The organism is Streptomyces sp. NBC_01224 (assembly GCF_036002945.1).
Taxonomy (GTDB): Bacteria; Actinomycetota; Actinomycetes; order Streptomycetales; family Streptomycetaceae; genus Streptomyces.
In genome coordinates, this window is the sequence record NZ_CP108529.1 from 188,926 (window position 1) to 206,002 (window position 17,077).

Annotated in this window: 16 protein-coding genes and 2 pseudogenes; 7 read left to right on the forward strand and 11 right to left on the reverse strand. The window is 67.0% G+C overall.

All coding sequences use genetic code 11. The features are described from left to right. Positions 1-4 precede the first annotated feature (4 nt). The 6 genes from OG609_RS00880 to OG609_RS00905 form a co-directional block, all read right to left on the reverse strand. Positions 5-1,216 (reverse strand): arsenate reductase/protein-tyrosine-phosphatase family protein, encoded by a 1,212-nt coding sequence (locus OG609_RS00880; RefSeq protein ID WP_327270962.1) that lies wholly within the window; start codon positions 1,214-1,216, stop codon positions 5-7. A 773-nt stretch (positions 1,217-1,989) separates the two neighbouring features. Then, positions 1,990-2,448: a hypothetical protein gene (locus tag OG609_RS00885; RefSeq protein ID WP_327270963.1), complete on the reverse strand. Its 459-nt coding sequence runs from the start codon at positions 2,446-2,448 to the stop codon at positions 1,990-1,992. After that, positions 2,445-3,395 carry a metallophosphoesterase family protein gene (locus OG609_RS00890; protein ID WP_327270964.1) on the reverse strand — a complete coding sequence of 317 codons (951 nt, stop codon included), beginning with the start codon at positions 3,393-3,395 and terminating at the stop codon, positions 2,445-2,447. Before OG609_RS00890 ends, OG609_RS00885 begins: the two co-directional genes overlap by 4 nt. Then, positions 3,392-4,072 carry a cupredoxin domain-containing protein gene (locus OG609_RS00895; protein WP_327270965.1) on the reverse strand — a complete coding sequence of 227 codons (681 nt, stop codon included), beginning with the start codon at positions 4,070-4,072 and terminating at the stop codon, positions 3,392-3,394. Before OG609_RS00895 ends, OG609_RS00890 begins: the two co-directional genes overlap by 4 nt. Positions 4,073-4,109: 37 nt before the next feature. Continuing rightward, positions 4,110-4,232 (reverse strand): hypothetical protein, encoded by a 123-nt coding sequence (locus OG609_RS00900; RefSeq protein ID WP_327270966.1) that lies wholly within the window; start codon positions 4,230-4,232, stop codon positions 4,110-4,112. Positions 4,233-4,382: 150 nt separating this feature from the next. Further along, entirely contained in the window at positions 4,383-5,078 is a 696-nt protein-coding gene (locus OG609_RS00905) for an ATP-binding cassette domain-containing protein (RefSeq protein WP_327270967.1), read from the reverse strand. Positions 5,079-5,425: 347 nt separating this feature from the next. Between OG609_RS00905 and OG609_RS00910 the strand changes: the two are divergent. Next, a pseudogene (locus OG609_RS00910) lies at positions 5,426-6,816 on the forward strand (IS1380 family transposase). A gap of 214 nt (positions 6,817-7,030) precedes the next feature. Here OG609_RS00910 and OG609_RS00915 read toward each other — a convergent pair. From OG609_RS00915 to OG609_RS45925, 3 genes are all read right to left on the reverse strand, one after another. Beyond that, positions 7,031-8,266: an NAD(P)/FAD-dependent oxidoreductase gene (locus OG609_RS00915; protein ID WP_442817925.1), complete on the reverse strand. Its 1,236-nt coding sequence runs from the start codon at positions 8,264-8,266 to the stop codon at positions 7,031-7,033. Next, the gene (locus OG609_RS45920; protein ID WP_385654281.1) at positions 8,263-8,400 is read right to left on the reverse strand and encodes a hypothetical protein; all 138 of its coding nucleotides are present in this window, start codon (positions 8,398-8,400) and stop codon (positions 8,263-8,265) included. The genes OG609_RS00915 and OG609_RS45920 overlap by 4 nt, the downstream gene beginning before the upstream one ends. Before the next feature lie 112 nt (positions 8,401-8,512). After that, positions 8,513-8,833, reverse strand: coding sequence for a hypothetical protein (locus tag OG609_RS45925; RefSeq protein ID WP_442817926.1), 321 nt, complete (start codon positions 8,831-8,833; stop codon positions 8,513-8,515). Positions 8,834-9,158: 325 nt separating this feature from the next. On the opposite strand from OG609_RS45925, the pseudogene OG609_RS00925 reads away from it, so the two are divergent. After that, a pseudogene (locus OG609_RS00925) lies at positions 9,159-9,299 on the forward strand (transposase); the annotation flags it as partial. Here the strand turns inward: OG609_RS00925 and OG609_RS45930 are convergent. Continuing rightward, complete coding sequence (locus OG609_RS45930) at positions 9,260-9,652, reverse strand: transposase (protein ID WP_385657499.1); 393 nt, start codon at positions 9,650-9,652, stop codon at positions 9,260-9,262. The pseudogene OG609_RS00925 and the gene OG609_RS45930 sit on opposite strands and share 40 nt — an antisense overlap. A gap of 178 nt (positions 9,653-9,830) precedes the next feature. Here OG609_RS45930 and OG609_RS00930 point away from each other — a divergent pair, with 178 nt between their 5' ends. The 3 genes from OG609_RS00930 to OG609_RS00940 all read left to right on the forward strand — a co-directional run bounded on the left by OG609_RS00930 (position 9,831) and on the right by OG609_RS00940 (position 13,424). Beyond that, positions 9,831-10,334, forward strand: coding sequence for a GNAT family N-acetyltransferase (locus tag OG609_RS00930; RefSeq protein WP_327270969.1), 504 nt, complete (start codon positions 9,831-9,833; stop codon positions 10,332-10,334). A 154-nt stretch (positions 10,335-10,488) separates the two neighbouring features. Then, entirely contained in the window at positions 10,489-11,661 is a 1,173-nt protein-coding gene (locus OG609_RS00935; protein WP_327277899.1) for an IS701 family transposase, read from the forward strand. A 386-nt stretch (positions 11,662-12,047) separates the two neighbouring features. Then, entirely contained in the window at positions 12,048-13,424 is a 1,377-nt protein-coding gene (locus OG609_RS00940) for an IS1380 family transposase (RefSeq protein ID WP_327270970.1), read from the forward strand. Positions 13,425-13,614: 190 nt separating this feature from the next. Here OG609_RS00940 and OG609_RS00945 read toward each other — a convergent pair whose 3' ends face one another. Then, entirely contained in the window at positions 13,615-14,391 is a 777-nt protein-coding gene (locus OG609_RS00945; RefSeq protein WP_327270971.1) for an NAD-dependent epimerase/dehydratase family protein, read from the reverse strand. A gap of 221 nt (positions 14,392-14,612) precedes the next feature. Between OG609_RS00945 and OG609_RS00950 the strand changes: the two genes are divergently transcribed. Then, positions 14,613-14,864: a transposase gene (locus OG609_RS00950; RefSeq protein ID WP_327277900.1), complete on the forward strand. Its 252-nt coding sequence runs from the start codon at positions 14,613-14,615 to the stop codon at positions 14,862-14,864. Positions 14,865-15,808: 944 nt separating this feature from the next. Continuing rightward, on the forward strand, positions 15,809-16,537 hold the full coding sequence (locus OG609_RS00955) for a DUF6333 family protein (protein ID WP_327270972.1): 729 nt from the start codon (positions 15,809-15,811) through the stop codon (positions 16,535-16,537). Positions 16,538-17,077 lie beyond the last annotated feature (540 nt).

Below are 17,077 nucleotides of genomic sequence, written 5' to 3' on the forward strand. Positions count from 1 at the left end.
GCGATCACCTGCCACATCCGGGTGTTGCGGCTCGACGGTGCGCCGCGAGGAGGTCGGAGCGAAGGAGTTCGCCGAGGCGGACGCGGACGGACCGCTGGATGTGCCGGGCGCATCGGCCGTACACCTCCGGGGACTGCCCCTCCGGATTGGGGATGTCACGGCGCGGATCCAGACACAGGGTGCGGCCCTCGGCCTCGGGTGCCATGGCGATCACCCCGTGGCGATGGGCCCGGGTCATGCAGTAGATGACGGAGCTGTCCCGGCAGAGCTCAGGGGTGACCGAGCGTGCTCGGTGAAGCCGGGGATTCCCTGGACCCCGCACTCGGTCCAGTCCGAGCTCAGCGAGCGCGGACCGGGCGTCGGGAGCCATCGGGTCCCCAGGCCGCGTCGTCGCAACACCCGCGCTGGAGAACCGGAAGGCGTACGCGACTCCCGCCTCCGCGGCCTGGGCCCACGCAATGACCTCGGCCATGGGCGAACGGGAGGTGTTCCCGCCGCAGACGAACAGCACGCGGCACACCGCCCCCGTGGCGCGTACCCGCCACCAGGTGACGGCCGACGGGTAGGACAGCGCCGCCGCCGCGCCGACGCCGAAGACGAGCGCGAGGAGCTGAGCATCCCCCGGAGCTTGGAGCCCGGCCACCCACGTCAGCGAGAAGGAGGCGGCCAGACCGGACATCAGGCTGGCGAACGCCCATGCCGGCACGCCCCAGGTGTACTCGCGCCGGTCCAGGTAGATCAGCGAAGCGAAGACGAACAGCACCTCGTACGCCACGCCTATGCCCGCCGCCGCCCACGCGACAGGGGTACCGAGGAATGTGGTGAAGCCCGCACGCAACTGCGCTTGCCCGGCCAGTGCCCCCGCCGCCAGCAGCAGAGCCAGCCAAACCGGTGCGGCGACATGCTCCTCCACGAAGAAGCGGCGGTCTGTCGCGAGAACCCCCGACTTGGCCACCCGGCTCATGATTTCGAACCGGCCCATGTAGCCGACGAGATAGATCAGAACGCTCAGCACGGCAGCCAGCGTGAGGTGGTAGCTGTTCACATCACCGAGTGCCACTGAAACCGCGATCAGGCTGAGGCACAACCCCACCCAGGAAGATGCCGTCACCCGCCGCCCACGCGCCTTGTCGACCAACGGAGAAACAGCCAGAACTCCCCCGCGCATCAACAACAGCATGAAGAGGATCGAGACGCCGGAAAAGGTATAGTTCATCGTGGTAGTGCCGATAATAAGTGAAGCGAAGAAGCCGGACGCCAACGTTTCCCGACCCGCCACTGGAATCCGACGCCTCCCGATTCCACCCCGCCGCATATGCCGCCACCAACCCGACAGGGCTACGAACACAGGCATCGCCACGAGCTGTCCCAGGACGGCTGCAGGCAGCAATTCAAAGCCGTTGACCGGCTTCCCCGACAGCGGGGTCACTCCGCTGGCCAGCGCCTTCACCAGCATGGCGTACGGAACATACGATATGAAGTAACCGAAGGTGAGCCATCCCATGCGCAGGCCCCGTTTCTGATCGAAATGTTCGGGATATTCCTACAGGTGGAGTGGCGAAGTGCGGCAGACGGCACTCAAGCCTCGAGGGGTGCCCTGGGATCGACGTGTCCGCCCGTCGCTCGAAAACAAAACCCCGATAACCGCTCTGGTTTTAGACCGACACGCACGGTCGAATCGCGCATCGGTCCGGCTCGTGACCATCTATATGCGTCGGCGCAGCGAACCGTCAGGGCGCGTCTCAAATCACGTCAGCCCAAGACTGCGCGCATCCCGATGGCCCGCGCAAGAAAGTTCGAGCCCAGTAACTCAGTCCGGTGCGCATTCTGAAAAATTTTTGCCGTCCGCGCGGACACACGGTCGGCGCATGAAGCGCACGCTTCCTGTCCATGCTCCCTCTTCGATGGCCGGCCTGCCACTTGTCGACCGGCGGGTGGGCCGCCGCGCCGGGTGGTGTCCGCTGTGTGGGAGGCGCGTCGGTCTCTGGTTCATCTGTCCGGTGCCATGGTGCGGAGGTCGGGCCGCACTCGGCTGGTCTCGTCGTGGTGCGGCCGGGTGCGACGGTGTCGCCGGACCTCGAACACCTGCCAGGCCACGACAATCAGCAGGGTCAGCGTCTCGGCGATGAGGCTGAGCAGCGCCTGCGGGGCGGGCTGCAGGCCGCGTTCGGTGAACCCGAACAACCCGATGGTGCGGGATGTGGCGAACCCGGCGAGCGCGCCAATGGCAATTGCGGCGGCGGCGATTCGGAGTAGCAGGGGTGCCGCCAACAGGAGAAGTGCGGCAACCGCGAGGGCGGCGCCGGCCTGCAGCAGGAACAACGGGCCGATGACGTGGATGAAGCGGTATCCGTCGATGTAGAGCTGGGCGTGGATGTATCCGCTTACCGCGAGCGTGGCGGCGAGCACCAAGCGCAGTGCGAGGGCGGGCAGGCTCCGGGGGTTCATGTGAGTTTCGCGTCCTTGACCGCCAGTGCGTGGCTGCCCTGCCGGTAGTTGACGGTGCGGATGCCGAGTGCGTCCTTGAGGCGTCCGGCGGGCAGCACCTGCGGAATGGGGGCGGGGCCCTGGCCGGGTTTGGGAAACGGGTAGCAGGTGGGGGCGGCCGAGTGGAAGGTGATGTTGCCCTCGGTCTTGGTGAAGAGCTGGTGGACGTGCCCGTTGAGGCACGTGACTGAGGAGAAACGGCGCAGCATCGACAGCACCTTCACCGCATCGTCGGTGCCCCAGCCCCACTTCGGATACATCGCGAACAAGGGGATGTGGCTGAAGACGACGATTGGGGTGTCCGACGACAGGCCGGCGATGTCCTTGCGGACGAAATCGATCTGATCGCTGCCCAGGTGGCCGAGTTGCTCAAGGTGCAGAGTGTTGACCAGCGCGATGAAGTGCACACCATGAGTGTCGAAGCTGTACCAGCCGTCGCCGAGGGTGTTTTTGGCGAAAGCTTTTCGGTATGCGCGTCCGTTGTCTCCGATCGAGTCGTGCTCGCCCGGCACGGTGAAGATCCGGTCCGTGCGCAGCTGCGACAGCATCTGCTTGACCTGGTCGAACTGGGCGGGGGTGGAAAGGTGTGTCAGGTCGCCGCTGTGCATGACGAAGTCGGGGCGGAATCCGAGTGAGTTGACCTGGTTGATCGCTGCGGTGAGCGTTCCGGCGACATTCAGGTTGGCCGGGCCATGGAAGCCGATGTGGCTGTCGGAAATCTGCACGAATCGCAGGTCTGCGCTGCCCGCCGGGGTGGGGTCCGTCGAACCGGGGATATGGCTGATCACCTCTCCCCCGGTGACTGTCAGGATGACGGCGCCACCGAACCAGGCGGAGTGCCGCAGGAGCTGACGGCGGGACATGCCGTGCTCGCCGTCGCCGCTGGAGTCGTGTGTGGGTTCGGTCACGGGGTCACCTCCACGGTGGCCTTCATGAACGGGTGGATGGTGCAGTAGTAGGCGTAGGTGCCGGGTTTGGTGAAGGTGTAGCTGTAGGTGTCGTTGGTGGCCAGGCCTGCCGACTTCAGCGGCCCGCCCGATCCTTGCTTACTGGTGACGGTGTGAGTGTCGGGGTCGGTGTTGGTCCAGGTCACCTTCGTGCCCGCCTTGACCGTCAGTTTGGCCGGGGAGAACGCAAAGTTCTTGATCGTCACCGCGTTGGCGGCCGCCGGAGCGGACGATTGGCCGGCGGTGGGTGAGGTCGAGGGCGTGCTTGGTGGTGGGCTGACCGCACCGCCCGTTCCAGAGGCACCGGGCGTTCCAGGCAGGGTCTGACCAGTGCCGGGACTCAGTGCGCCTGCTGGTTTGGGTTGTGATGATCCGCCGCACGCACTGAGCAGTCCCAGAGCTCCGGCAACAGCGACAGCGGCCAGGCACGTGCGCGACCGCCGGACCAGCACAGAGGAGTTCGCATTCATGGCCATCGTTCCTTCTACACATTTCCGCCGCACGGGCGGGTGTGATCCAAGACCGATCCGCGATCGGCCTGTTTCAGGCGGATAGGCGGCCGGGCCACGCCACCCGGGGGTATTTTCAAGAGGCCTAACCCGGTGGGTTACATTAAGTGGGCGAACAGTGGATTCCATTCAGCGAAACGAATCCCACAGCGAAGTCTTCGTTGTTTCACTGCGGCGGCGGGTAGCAGTACGCCTGGAGCCAGGAGAGTTTCTGCGGTGTCCGTACTGGACCGCAGGCGAAGGCGGACAAAGACTGCACTTCGACCCGGCCGAAGACCTGTTGCACCATCAGCCGACACCCGCACCAGTGGCGTCATACGCGCCGGAGCCGCGATCGCCTGTCGATCCGACGCATCCCCGGTCATGTGATCCGAGGACTCGGCGGCTCACATCGAGTATGGGACCGGGTGGTGCCGCTGATCGAACCAGTAGCGCGTAGCTACGCGATCGAACTCGAATCCATCGCGTCGATCGACCGCAACGCCGAGGAAGCCGCGGAGTGCCACCCTCCCGGCTGTTGGGTGCGCAGGACGTGGTTGCCGAGCGGGGCTACGGGGGCTCCCCGGCCGGTCTCCGCAGCTTGGGGAGGTCGTTGGTGGAGCGACCCTGGCCGACGACGCGGACGGCCGTCCGGCACGGGACCTCGTTCCGGCCTCCTGACGTGGGCGGCGTCGCAGTGAGCCGGACCCGTGCGGGTCGCCATGCCCAGCAGTGCTGTGCGGTGCGTGGTCATGACCACCGTCCGGCTTGCGATCAGCCGCCGCAGGGCGCCGATCACCAGCAGTTCGGTGCCGGCGTCCAGGCCGGACGTCGGTTCGTCCAGCAGGACGATGGGCGCGCCGGCGAGCAGCGCGCGGGCGATGCCCACCCGCTGGCGCTGGCCACCCGACAGGCCGGTCCCGCGGTCACCGACCCGGGTGGCGAGACGGTCCGGAAGGTGCTGCGCGAAGTCGGTGACGAGCGCGGCCCGGGCCGCCACGGCCACATCGGCGTCGTCGGCGTCCGGTCGCGCGGGCCCGGCCTCGCGCCGCGCCGGGCTGCGCGGCTCGTCGAGGATGCCCAGGATGCGCTCGCCGGAGGCCTGGCCCCGGGCGAAGGTGACGGAGAGACGGGAGAGCGGTGACCAGTGCGGCAAGCCGACCCGTACCGGCTGCCAAGGTGGCGAGCAGATCCACAGCCGCGCCGCCGGCCAGCTGGCTGGGCGACAGCACCGGCAGACCGGTGGCCGTCGCCTCGCGTGATTGCCTCGCGCATATCCGTCGGACCTGACCGATGCGGAGCTGGCTGAAGCGCCGCGACCGGCCGGAGCGAGCGGGCATGAAACAGGGGACTCAGCCTCGCTGGGGCATCGCTGGCTTAGCCTTGATCCACCGATCTGATGGCTGTGGATGACTCTTCGAGAAACAAGGAAGTGCCTTGTGACCTGCGATGATGGGAGTTCTTGAGGCTTCCAGCACGCACGATCGGCAAGGCACTTCCGAGATGCAAGTTTCCCATACTCCAGCGGCGGTCTCCGCTGCGTTCGATGACCCGAATCTGGTCGCGCATGCCGGGCTGGTTCCGGTGATGCGGCTGGCCGAACGGTGCGGGCTGTCGGGCCTGGTGGCGCAGAAGGTGAAGCTGAGCGGGACGAGGAACGGCGCGGGTGCGTCGGCGGACGTCAAGGTCAGCAGCATCGTGGCCGGCATGGCGGCGGGCGCGGACAGTATCGACGACCTCCATATCCTGCGGCACGGCGCGATGCCGGCCCTGTTCCGGGGGCCCGTGCGCCGTCCACGCTGGGCACCTTCCTCCGTTCGTTCACCCACGGTCACGCACTCCAACTCCACGCTGTCCACCGCAGGTTCCTCGGTCAACTGGCCGCGCACGCCCCGCTGCTGCCCGGTGCCGGCGACAAGGCGTTCATTGATATCGACTCCACCCACAAGCGGGTCTACGGCCGGGCCAAGCAGGGTGCCGAGTACGGCCGGTTCAAGGGCATCCGCACCCTGCACCCCCTGCTCGCCACGATCTGCACCCCGCACGCGCGGCCGGTGATCGCCACAGTACGGATGCGCCGCGGCAAGGCAGCCGATTCCCGTGGGGCCCCGAAGTTCGTCAGTGAGGCGCTGTCCACCGCCGTCGAGGCGGGCTGCACCGGCACCCGGATCCTGCGAGCGGACTCGCAGTTCTACAACGCCGGGGTGATCTCGGCCTGCCGCCGGGCCGGAGCCCACTTCTCGATTACCTGCGGGTTGAACCCCTCCATCAAACGGGCCGTCCTCGGCATTCCCGACCAGGCCTGGCAGCAGATCACATACCCGACCGCGGTGCCCGATCCTGCAACCGGTGAGCTCGTCTCGGACGCCGAAGTCGCCGAGATACCCGCCTACACCGCCTTCGCCAGCCGCACGAAAGCGGAGCGGGTCACCGCGCGGCTGATCGTGCGCCGGGTCCGTGACCTGGCCAAACCCGCCATTGTGGGTGAGCAGGGCGAGTTGTTTCCCGTCTGGCGCTACCACCCGTTCTTCACCGACCAGCCTGCACAAACCCTCCAGGCCGAACGCGAACACCGCCACCACGCGGTCATCGAGCAGGTCATCGCCGACAGCAAAGCCTCCGCCCTGGCCCACCTGCCCTCCGCACACTTCCACGCCAACGCAGCATGGCTCACCCTGTGGGCGATGACCTACAACCTGCTGCGGGCCACCGGCGCACAAGCCTCCGCCTTCCACGCCAGGGCCACCACCGCCACGATCCGCACCCACCTGGTCCATGTTCCGGCCCGGATCGCCCACTCCGCCCGCCGCATCACACTGCACCTACCGCACAACTGGCCCTGGCAGCACGCCTGGACACACCTGTTCTCCACGGCCCACGGACCGGCCGGCTGATACGAACAGCCCCTGCCCACCCCGCCCGCAAGGGCCCGACCGGAACCCAACCGTGGAAAAGCTGGGCAGACCAGCGGACACAACCTGCCCTCACCCGACCACCCGACCCCAAGCCGATCAAAAGACCACTCTCAAACCACCTCGGTGGATCAAGGCTTAGCCATCCCTGCGGGCGGGCGCCCGACGAGCCCATGAAGCGGCCCGCGGCCGTACGTCACCCGGCAGTCAGCTGTTCCAGCGGCAAATCCGCGTCGGCGAGCCTGTCCCGGTCGATCTGCTCGCGGGAGCGGACCAGGTGCTGGATCGCGTCGTTGACGTCCCAGATGTTGACGTTCATTCCGGCCAGCACGCGACCGTCGGCCAGCCAGAAGGCGATGAACTCCCGGCTTGCGAGATCGCCGCGCACCACCACGTCATCGTAACTACCGGGCTCGGCGTAGCCCGCGTACTCCATGCCCAGGTCGTACTGGTCGGTGAAGAAGTACGGGACGCGGTCGTAGAACGCGGGCTCGCCCAGCATCGACCGCGCGGCCGTCCCAGGCTGGTGAAGGGCGTTGGCCCAGTGCTCCACGCGGATGTGCTTGCCCAGCATCGGATGAAGGGCGTTGGCCACATCGCCGGCCGCGTAGATGTCCGGGTCGGAGGTCCGCAGGGAGGCGTCGACCACGACGCCGTTGTTGACCTGCAGACCGGATTCGGCGGCCAGTTGGGTGTTGGGAGTGGCGCCGATGCCGACCACGACCGCGTCCGCGTCAATGCGGGTGCCGTCGGCCAGCCGAACGCCCGCGGCCCTCTCGCTCTCGCCGACGATCTCGGTGACCCGCGCACCGAGCCTCAGGTCCACGCCGTGCTCACGGTGGAGGTCGGCGAAGACGGGCGCGATCTGCGGGCCCAGGACGCGCAGCAGTGGCAGTTCGTCTGCCACCAGGACGGTGGCCTCGACGCCTGCCTCCCGTGCGGCGGCGGCCACCTCCAGGCCGATCCAGCCCCCGCCGACGAGGACGATGCGGGACGCGGAGCGGAAGGTGCGCTGGATGCGCTCGCAGTCGCCGACGCGGCGCAGGTAAAGCACGCTGTCGAGGTCCGCACCCGGTACGGCCAGACGGTGCGGGGAGGCGCCGGTGGCCAGCAGTAGCTTGTCGTAGCCGATCGTCTTGCCACCGGAAACGGTGACCGCCTTCCGGTCGCGGTCCATGGCCGCGACGGCGGTGTTCAGCCGCAGATCGATGCCCTGATCGGTATACCACTGCGACGAGTGGGCGAAGATCGTTTCACGGTCTTGCTTGCCCATGAGGTAGCCCTTGGACAGCGGCGGACGCTCATACGGTGGGTCCGGCTCGTCCCCGAGAAGCAGGATCCGGCCGTCGAAGCCGTTCCCGCGCAGCGCTTCAGCGGCCTTGGCTCCAGCCAGACTCGCCCCGACGATCACGAACGTGGATTGCGCCATCACACCTTCTCCCTGCTGCGGTCTGTGCCGTGGGGCCGGCCGCTGTCGGATTCGTGCGGGCTGACCGCGAGTTTCTCAACCGACTCATGCCAGCCGGCGTCGAACTTGTCCACGCCCTCGTCCTCCAGCACCTGCACGACGTCGGCGTAATCGACGCCGAAGGCGGCGAGTTCCTCCAGCTTTTGCGCGCTTCGCCATAGGTATCGCGGATACTGCCGACCGGAACCGCGCCGTGCTCGGCGGCAGCGTTCAGTGTCGCCTCCGGCATGATGCTGACCACGCCCGGGGCGACCAGGTCCACGACGTACCGCGTGGCGTCGTACTGGTCAGCGCGCGCAGCACCTCCTCCACCCCGACCTGGCGCAACGAAACGTCGGCGATCTGGTCGCCATAGCAGTCGCTGGTTTCGATGGCCCTTGCGACGATCGTCGGGTGGGTGGTGACGCCGGCGACGTTCCGGTACGCGACGAGCCTGACCAGGCTGCCGTCTACCGGTCGCTGTCGGCTCAGGTCGTCCAACCAAATCGACACCCCGGACGCGGAGAGCCGGGCGAGAGTGTCGGACACCATGTGCCTCCTTAACCCGGGCACGGGCGTGGCGAGACGCGAAAGGCTCCTTTCGTCAAGACTCACCCATCAAGTGGAGCGGCGCACGTCGAACCCTGTCGGCCTCTTACGGCGCATTTGCACCGGGTAGCCGAGGTCGATCCACGCGGGGCCCGCTTCCGCCGGACCAGCCACGACGATGTGGCCTTCGTCGGCCAGGTCAGTGAATACCTCGCCTGATCCATCGCATCGCGTCGAGAGCCGGATGCTCGGCCAACGGGCACGTCCGGTTCGGCGGGCGGGAATGGGAAGACCGACACCCGAAAAGGTGCACGACGTCCCGTCCCCGACCCAACTCGTGAAGAAAGGCACCACCTCCGCCGGTGTCCAGCGCCAGTATTCCGGCACCGCAGGCCGCACCGAGAATTGCCAGATCGGCGTCTTCGCCGCCTACGCCACCACCCGCGCCCACACCCTGGTCGACCGCGAGTGGTGGCCCAGGCAGCGAACACCCCGACCTGGCAGGGGAAGACACCGCCGAGCGAGCCGGAGTACTACCGAGCCACGCCGACCGAGGCCTCGCCCCTTCTTGGCGAACCCGGTCCCATCGATGACCAGCACCCCGCCCCCGTTGTTGGCCAGTCCGTCCAGGGCATAGCAGCGGACGCGGTCACGCAGCTCATCAGCGTCCCACTTCGCCCGGTCCAGCAGGTGTTGCTGCCCGTCGGGGCGCCGCCAGCCGGCGTACTCGGCCAGCTGCCAACCGTTCTTGCGAGAGACCGGGCCCAGCAGCCCGCACACACGCCTTCGCCCGCCGCCGCAGATCCGCCTGCGGGAAGACATCACCGACCCGCAGCATTAAGTCCTCCAACTGCGCATCCCACTCAGCGACTTCTGCAACATCGCCGTACCAATCGTCCATGACCAGGAACTACCCGACGAATCTGATCACTGAACTACAACTGAAGGGGCTCATACTCCAGCTGTAGTTCGTGATGATCCGTGGGGCAAAGTGGGGGGCATGACTACGTACGAGACGATGCCGTTCCACCTTGAGACCGAGCGGCTGATACTGCGGCCGTGGGCTGAGTCGGACGCCGCTGAGTTCTGCGCCCTCCTCTCCGAACGCGGCAAGGGGACCCCCACGGTTGAGCACATCCGGACGTCCATCACGGAGCTGCTCACCGCGACGGCGACTACGAGGATCGCCCTGTTGCCCATCCAGCGCCGTGACGAAGGCGACTTCATCGGCTACTGCGGCCTGATCATCGGCCGCTCCACCCTAGAGGAGCCTGAAATCGCGTATGAGCTGTTCCAGCGCGCGCATGGGCGTGGCTACGCCACCGAGGCGGCTGGCGCGGTGCTCGATGCCGCTATCGCGACCGGACGGAAACGGCTCTGGTCGACCGTCGGCGCGTGGAACACACCGTCGCTCCGTGTCCTTGAGAAGCTCGGGTTCGAGCGGGATCACGTCTCCACGGAAGACAACGGTGAAGTGGTCTGGCTCACACGTTCGTTGCCGTGACGCGAGAGCACGCTCTCGGGGCTTCATGCTCACATGATCGAGTGCGCTCCGGTGGAGCGCCAGGCAGGCTGAGATCGGTTAGTACTGCAACCGCATCTGGCGTGACGGGTCTTGGTTGCTCTCGTTGATGTGACTGTGTGCTGATGCGTTGACGATGGAGCAGGCCGAGTCGTGGTCCGAGGGGATAGCCGGGTTCCATGCCCGCTTCGCCCGTCATTTCGGCAGGTCGGAGCCCCGGGATCGGGCTCTGGACTATCTGACCGGCCTGCTCGCCCCGTTGGAGAAGAAGAATGCCTGGACCATGGCCGAGCAAGCCGGTCAGCTCCGGCCGGACGGTGTACAGCGCCTGCTGAACCACTCCGAATGGGACGAGAACACCGTCCGTGACGATCTGCGCGAGTACGTCGTGGAGACCATCGGTGACAAGAACGCCGTCCTGATCGGGGATGACACCGGCTTCCTGAAGAAGGGCACCAAGTCCGCCGGCGTCCAGCGGCAGTACAGCGGAACCGCCGGACGCACGGAGAACTGCCAGATCGGCACCTTCCTGGCCTATGCCTCCCCCAAGGGCCGGGCCTTGATCGACCGTGAGCTCTACATCCCGGCCTCCTGGACCGAGGACCGGGACCGCTGCCGCGCCGCCGGGATCGGTGACGAGATCGCCTTCGCGACCAAGAACGAACACTTCCGCTGGATGCTGCAGCGCGCCATCGATGCCGGCATCCCGTTCGCGTGGGTCACCGCGGACGAGGCGTACGGGCAGGTCAAGCACACACGGTTCTGGCTGGAGGAACGCGGCGTCGCCTACGTCCTGGCCACCAAGGTCAACGACACCGTGATCACCACCCAGGGCGGGGAGTCCCGTATCGACGCCCTCGTCGCGGTGCAGCCCCACCAGCGGTGGAAGCGACTGTCGGGCGGCGCCGGCGCCCACGGCGAGCGGATCTACGACTGGGCCCGCGTCCCGATCCGGTACGCCTGGGAGAACGGCTTCGGGCACTGGGTCCTGGCCCGACGCTCCGTCGATAACCCGAGCGAGATCGCCTACTACGTCTGCTTCGGGCCGGTCACCTCGCGCCAGAAAGACCTGGTCAGGGTGGCTGCCGCACGGTGGGCGGTCGAGGAGTGCTTCCAGAGCGCGAAGGGCGAGTGCGGCCTGGACCACTACCAGGTCCGCCTCTATCGGGCCTGGTATCGCCACATCACCCTGGCCATGGCCGCGCACACCTACCTGACCGCCGTCCGCGCCGCAGAAGCCATAAAAGGGGCACCGAAGGCGACGAGCAAGACCTCATACCCCTCAGCGTCCCGGAGATCCGCCGGCTGATGGGCCACGCCCTCGTCACGCGCCACTGCCACAGCAACGACCACCGCCTGCACTGGTCACACTACCGACGACGAAGCCAAGCCCGAGCCCGCAGATCCCACTACAAACGCCGAGGCCACAACCTCCAGATGCGGCTGCAGCACTAACCGGACATGGCTCCGCATAGTGCGAAACCACAGGGTGAAGGCCATTTCCGTGAGTAACGCAAGCGGCCTTTGTCGTGCCCGGATGGGGAGCGAACGGCGAGCTCTTGCTCCCACCTTAACCTCGGGCTTTCACGTGGCTGGGTGTCCGATGCGTGATCGGAAACGCGAAGAGTGCTCCTGACCTGCAACGATGGGACTTGTCTAGGGTCCAGGTCGGCGCATGAAAGAAGCACTCCTCAGGTGAAGAAGCGTATCGGGTCCTATCCGCGTGTCCGCATCGAGGGCGGCGGGAGCGGGGTGGTCTCGCAGGCTGGCGGAGTACTGCTGGTCGAGACTGCCCGTAAGACCGGCCTGGATACCGAGATATCGGCGGCGCTGAGGCCGTGGCGGCGGCCTCGGGCGGTGCACGATCCGGGCAAGATCCTGCTGGATGTGGCTCTCGCGGTCGCGCTGGGCGGGGACTGCCTGGCCGATGCGGGACTGCTGCGGGCCGAGCCGGCCGTGTTCGGGCCGGTGGCCTCCGACCCAACGGTCTCCCGGCTGATCGACACCCTCGCCGCGGCCGGGGACAAGGCCCTGACCGCGATCCGCTCGGCGCGCGCCGAAGTGCGCGAGTACGTCTGGACGTTGGCCAAAGATGCGGCGCCGGATAGGGGCGGCCAGGTGATTGTGGACCTGGACGGAGTGCTGGTCCTGGCCCACTCCGACAAGCAGGACGCGGCCGCGACCTGGAAGAAGTCGTTTGGACATCACCCCCTGATGGGCTTCGTCGACCACGGAAGCGGTGGCACCGGGGAGCCGGTGGCAGCACTGTTGCGGCCGGGGAACGCGGGATCCAACACCGCCGCCGACCACATCACCGCCACTCAACTCGCTTTGGCCCAGCTCCCCAAGCGTCACCGGCGCGGCCGGTCCACACTGATCCGTACCGACTCCGCGGGCGGCACCCATGAGTTCCTCGCCTGGCTCACGAAACGGGGCCGGTGGCTGTCGTACTCGGTCGGGATGACCATCACTGAGCAGATTCATCAGGCCGTGTTGAAGGTCCCGGCCTCCGCCTGGACCCCAGCGGTCGAGCCGGGCGGCGAGATCCGCGACGGCGCCTGGACCGCCGAACTCGACGGCGACACACTCAAGGGCTGGCCGAAGGGAATGCGGCTGATCGTCCGCAAGGAACGGCCCCACCCCGGCGCCCAGTTGCGCTTCACCGACGCCGACGGCCTGCGGCTCACCTGCTTCGCCACCAACACGACGGGCGGGAAGATCACGGACCTGGAACTGAGGCACCGCCGACGGGCGAGGGCAGAGGACCGCATTCGGAACGCACGGGCCACCGGCCTGCGGAACCTGCCCCTGCACGAGACCGCACAGAACCGGATCTGGCTGGAGATCGTCCAGCTCGCCCTCGACCTGCTCGCCTGGATGCCGATGCTCGCTCTGACCGGCAAACCCCGCCTCTGGGAGCCCCGCCGCCTGCGGTTGCGGCTGTTCTCCGCCGCTGCCCAACTCATCACCACCGCCCGCCAACGGCACCTGCGATTCGCCCACCACTGGCCATGGACCGACGTGATCACAGACGCGATCAGACGGCTCGACACCCTCCCGAACCCACGCTGACCAGCAACAACCCGTCCCGACGAGCAGAAGAGCCACCGACCGGAACCGTGGAATCCGGCGCCCACCCGATGCGACGATCGGGCCACCCGTATGCCCGCACACGCTCCACAACGACGCATTGGCCGCCAGCCGAAGCTGACGACCAATCACGAAAGATCGAGGTTAAGAGGTCGTTTGAAGTAGCCGGTCTTCACATGTGCCGGAGCGTGTATTCCGCGCTGGCATACTCGCCGCCCTGCGGATCACTCCCGGCCGGGTCTCCGCCCGCCGGAAGACGCGATGCGAAGGCTTCGGCATCGTCCACGGGCATGTAGCCCAAATCCGCCCCGGTATCGATATCCCAGAAACGGCGGGTGTTGGCAGAGACCGCGTACACAGTCGCGAAGCGCACATCCGGAGAAGTGAGAGCTGCCCGGACGAAGCCGAGGCCGTCGCGGGGGCTCAACCACGTGGACAGATGCCGTCGCTCGCTCGGCGTGTCCTCGAAACTCCCGATACGCAGGCACACCACCGACAGACCGAACTTGTCCGCATACAGGCGCCCGAGCGCCTCCACCGCAACCTTGCTCACCCCATACAGCCCGTCCGGACGCGCGGGCATCTTGGGTGTCACGGTCTCCGCGACCGGATAGAAGCCGCTCACACGGTTGCTGCTGGCGAGCACGACCCGCCGCACCCCCTGCCGACGTGCGCCCTCCAGCACGTTGTGCGTCCCCCGGACATTGCCGTCCAGCAGATCCGGCAATGGCGCCTCATCAGGGACCCCACCCAGATGCATCACCGCATCCACGTCCTTCAGGACTGCTGTCACCGCCTCAGCATCACGCAGATCGAGCTGGTGAACATCCTCCGTCGGCGACTGCGCAGTGAGTCCGACACGATCGATGAGCACCAGCCGCGCCACCTCATCACGCAAGCCGGCCCGCATCACCGATCCGATCCGCCCGGCGGCACCCGTGATCGCCACAGTCTCAAGTCTCGTTCCCATGACGACCACCCTGCCGTACACCACCGGCATCCGGACCTCTGCGAGCCTCCCGCGGACGACTTGACGCGACGGAGGCTTGTGATCTGCCTCACTGCGGCTTTTCGGGAAACGCACCACCGTCCGCCATCATCGATGCGAAACCGACTGCGGCAACGGCCCCATCACCAACGCCTTGCGACCCGGCGCGCGCCTTCTCCAACCTGGTCCGCCACCGCCGCGGCCACCTGCTGGGTAAGTGGATCCGGCAGGCGGAACACTGCGGCCCGAGGCCGATCCGCTCCATGACCAGCTTCCTCCGCCAGGACATCGATGCCGTCACCATCGGACTGACCCTGCCCTACAGCTCCTGCTCGGTCGAGGGCCACGTCTGCAGAATCAAGCGCCTCAAACGGAGCATGTACGGCCGCGTATCCTTCGCACTCCTCCGAGCTCGGATTCTCACCCCACCGTGATGTCGGCCCTTGTACTGAAACTCAGCTTGAGTAGCGAGGAGATTCGTTGCGCAGCCTCCAGATCTCCTTCCACCGCCGGGCCTGGTCGGCCGCCAACAGCGGGTCGGGCGCGTCGGCCCACTGCACCGCGAGGCTGACCCCGCATTCCCTGCACAGCTGATGAATCCGATGGGCGCCGTCGTGCCAGACGCCGGTGTTGTCCCGCTTTCCGCATACACGGCACGTCAGCGCAGGAGCTTCATCGGGCGGGACCGATGACCGGAGCACCCGCTCGACCACCGCTGGCAGCGGCTCGTCGGGATGGATTGTCGGCTCGGGACAGTAGGCAATGTTCCCCACTCACGCTGCCGGCTTCGCCAGGACTCGTCTGCTTTCACCTGCCGAAAGCCACGGGCTTTGTCCGCTCGGCGACTGTTGGCATAGGCACGCTCGTCAGCAAGCCAGAGCTGTCGGGCGTGGTGCAACTCCTCGACGGCCCGTATGAGCGAGCTCGGGTCCTTCTCCAGATTCTTGGGAATCCCCGCGCTGAGGCAGAGGTGGTGATATGTGGCTCGGAAGCCGTAGGGCGCGAATTGGACCAGGCAAGACCGCAAATTCGTATGCCGGACGCGTGTGGGCAGGCCCTCGTCGTAGACCCGTCTCTGGTGCGTGTTGAAGCTGCTCATCCCAGGACGCCAGGGCCTGCCGCGCACGAATCGCACTTCACTTTGGCGTGCCGTGTGCTGCCACGCGATCACTGGCGGTTTCATCAGGCGGACACGCCCGCGATGTTTCTCATCCCAGGACCACCCCTCAAGGGAGGTCGGCCGGATCGTCCCACACTCCCCGCCGCGACGCCCGTCAAGGGCCCTCGCTATCGTGGCGCCCTTGACGCTCTCCTCCCTCAGAGGAGGGGATTCTCACGGCACGCCGTGATCCTTCCTGATAGCCACGGAGGTAATCCGATGACTGACAACGGCTTCTGGGAGTGCCCGCCGGAGCAGGGCGTCGCACAGCACGGGGAGTTCAGACTAACCCTCATTGAGCGGCCCTTCCACACCGGTGGAAGGGTTCTGCCCGCTCATGACCCGGCACGGGCACGGGAGTTCGCCGCTGCTCTCGGCACCGTCGACACGGTGGTGGAGGAAGTTGACCGGATCGAGGCAACCGAGCGGCTTCCTTTCGCCACCCGCGCGGACCTCGACCTGGTAGGCGTCGGATGCTGGGGAACGGTGGCCGAGGTGAACGACCCCGCCCTCGTGTCCACCGGGGGGACCTTCCCCCTCGCGAAGCTGGCGGACGAGCTGGCCGAGCGCTTCCCCGGAGCGGTCATCATCGGCTCGGCGAGGATCGACCACAACGTGGCCTACGGCACCCACGTGATCTACCACCCGGACGGGGCACGCCTGTTCGCCGCAGGATGGAGCGGAGAAGAGGACTGGGACCACGAAGGCACCCCGCAAGACGTCATTGGCGCCTTCGGTATCAGCCCCGATGCCCTGGAACGACAGGGCATCGACCTGGACGCCGACCCCGGGTCCTTCTCCTGGGAAGGTCTTACACGGCTCGCCCTCCAGCGCGTCACCCCGCTGCTCCGCAAGGGCCGCACACTGTCCGTGTTCCGCGTCCGGCACACCGAAGGGACCACAGGCGACCTGGAAGACACCTGGATCGGCGAGTTCGACGATTTCTGACTGTAACGATCCGCAAAAAAATGGCGAGTTGGTGGGGACATGCCGCCCTAACTCCGGAACCCCCGACCGGCTCACCCTGGCGTAGACAACAGACGGTGCAACCAGACCAGTTGGCCTCGCAAACTCACGGTGCCGCGCTCCCAGGGGGAGAAGTCAGTGAGCATTCAGATACATCAACCTGCGCACCGCCGGCGCGTGTGGGCGCGCCTCGCGCTCACTCTCACCGCCGCGGCGGCCGCGCCCCTGACCGGCCTGCCCGGCTCGATCGGGCGGAGGCCGCGAAGGCGCCTGGCTACCAGGACTTCAAGCGCTACCTCGACGTGCGCTACATCGGCAACCACGACAACCCGCCCCGGGGTGAAGCGTTCAAGGCCCGCATGGTCAAGAAGTACTACGTGATCGGTCCCAACTGGTTGGTGCCAGGACCCGATCGAGTACACCGACCCTGAGACCGGCGAGAAGCGCACCCACGTCATGGGCGCACACGACCGGCAGCGCGCCGGCTTCAGGCGATGTACAACCAGAACAACCGCTGCGGCC

Bases quoted from the DNA above. Each gene is read 5' to 3' on its own strand.
- OG609_RS00930 (WP_327270969.1), top strand. From the start codon at position 9,831: ATGACTACGTACGAGACGATGCCGTTCCACCTTGAGACCGAGCGGCTG.
- OG609_RS00895 (WP_327270965.1), bottom strand. From the start codon at position 4,072: ATGGAATCCACTGTTCGCCCACTTAATGTAACCCACCGGGTTAGGCCT.
- OG609_RS00900 (WP_327270966.1), bottom strand. From the start codon at position 4,232: ATGGTGCAACAGGTCTTCGGCCGGGTCGAAGTGCAGTCTTTGTCCGCC.
- OG609_RS00885 (WP_327270963.1), bottom strand. From the start codon at position 2,448: ATGAACCCCCGGAGCCTGCCCGCCCTCGCACTGCGCTTGGTGCTCGCC.
- OG609_RS45930 (WP_385657499.1), bottom strand. From the start codon at position 9,652: ATGTCTTCCCGCAGGCGGATCTGCGGCGGCGGGCGAAGGCGTGTGTGC.
- OG609_RS00935 (WP_327277899.1), top strand. From the start codon at position 10,489: ATGGAGCAGGCCGAGTCGTGGTCCGAGGGGATAGCCGGGTTCCATGCC.
- OG609_RS00955 (WP_327270972.1), top strand. From the start codon at position 15,809: ATGACTGACAACGGCTTCTGGGAGTGCCCGCCGGAGCAGGGCGTCGCA.
- OG609_RS00880 (WP_327270962.1), bottom strand. From the start codon at position 1,216: ATGAACTATACCTTTTCCGGCGTCTCGATCCTCTTCATGCTGTTGTTG.
- OG609_RS45925 (WP_442817926.1), bottom strand. From the start codon at position 8,833: ATGGTGTCCGACACTCTCGCCCGGCTCTCCGCGTCCGGGGTGTCGATT.